The 938-nt window shown below is 52.7% G+C and carries 1 tRNA gene and 1 rRNA gene; both read right to left on the minus strand.

Features of this window, described 5'->3' with window-relative positions:
* Positions 1-541: ribosomal RNA gene (locus FS690_RS18175) — 23S ribosomal RNA — on the minus strand; the annotation flags it as partial.
* Between the two features lie 213 nt (positions 542-754).
* Positions 755-830: transfer RNA gene (locus FS690_RS18180), tRNA-Glu, on the minus strand.
* Between the last annotated feature and the right edge of the window lie 108 nt (positions 831-938).

Below are 938 nucleotides of genomic sequence, written 5' to 3' on the forward strand. Positions count from 1 at the left end.
AGGCTCCCACTGCTTGTACGTACACGGTTTCAGGTTCTGTTTCACTCCCCTCGCCGGGGTTCTTTTCGCCTTTCCCTCACGGTACTGGTTCACTATCGGTCAGTCAGGAGTATTTAGCCTTGGAGGATGGTCCCCCCATATTCAGACAGGATACCACGTGTCCCGCCCTACTCTTCGAGCTCACAGCAAGTGCGTTTTCGTGTACGGGGCTGTCACCCGGTATCGCGCGCCTTTCCAGACGCTTCCACTAACGCACAAGCTGATTCAGGCTCTGGGCTGCTCCCCGTTCGCTCGCCGCTACTGGGGGAATCTCGGTTGATTTCTTTTCCTCGGGGTACTTAGATGTTTCAGTTCCCCCGGTTCGCCTCGTTTGACTATGTATTCATCAAACGATGATGCACAGAGTGCACCGGGTTTCCCCATTCGGACATCGCCGGCTGTAGCGGTTCATATCACCTTGCCGGCGCTTTTCGCAGATTAGCACGTCCTTCATCGCCTCTGACTGCCAGGGCATCCACCGTGTACGCTTGGTCGCTTAACCTCACAACCCACAGGCGTTTTGAACGCTCGTGAATCGCGATAATCTTGAGACCCGGCCGCATCGCGCATCGTTCTTATTACGGAGAACGAATACGACGCGGTCGTTTCAAATTTTCAGCTTGTTCCGGATTGTTAAAGAGCAAATACTTCGCAATATGCTTAACAGCATATTCTGAAGTATTAATGGCAATGTCTTTCACTCATTACCAGCAAATGGCGTCCCCTAGGGGATTCGAACCCCTGTTACCGCCGTGAAAGGGCGGTGTCCTAGGCCTCTAGACGAAGGGGACACTAAGTCTCATTCGTAAGACGCTTTGCTCGTTACTTTCTATCAGACAATCTGTGTGAGCACTTCGCGGGAAGGTATCTTCAGGTAAGGAGGTGATCCAACCGCAGGT

Source organism: Pantoea sp. PSNIH1 (genome assembly GCF_007680655.1).
Taxonomy (GTDB): Bacteria; Pseudomonadota; Gammaproteobacteria; order Enterobacterales; family Enterobacteriaceae; genus Pantoea; species Pantoea eucrina.